Annotated in this window: 1 rRNA gene; it reads left to right on the plus strand. The window is 57.1% G+C overall.

Going from position 1 to position 473, the window contains the following annotated elements:
- A 23S ribosomal RNA gene (locus ACYF6T_RS44645) occupies window positions 1–473 on the plus strand; the annotation flags it as partial.

Here is a 473-nt window from a genome sequence, read left to right on the forward strand (position 1 = left end):
CTGAACACATAGGGCAAGTGGAGGGAACGCGGGGAAGTGAAACATCTCAGTACCCGCAGGAAGAGAAAACAACCGTGATTCCGGGAGTAGTGGCGAGCGAAACCGGATGAGGCCAAACCGTATGCGTGTGAGACCCGGCAGGGGTTGCGTATGCGGGGTTGTGGGATCTCTCTTTCACAGTCTGCCGGCTGTGAGGTGAGTCAGAAACCGTTGATGTAGGCGAAGGACATGCGAAAGGTCCGGCGTAGAGGGTAAGACCCCCGTAGTCGAAACGTCAGCGGCTTGCTTGAGAGACACCCAAGTAGCACGGGGCCCGAGAAATCCCGTGTGAATCTGGCGGGACCACCCGCTAAGCCTAAATATTCCCTGGTGACCGATAGCGGATAGTACCGTGAGGGAATGGTGAAAAGTACCCCGGGAGGGGAGTGAAATAGTACCTGAAACCGTGTGCCTACAAGCCGTGGGAGCGTCGG

The organism is Streptomyces sp. 7R007 (genome assembly GCF_054850255.1).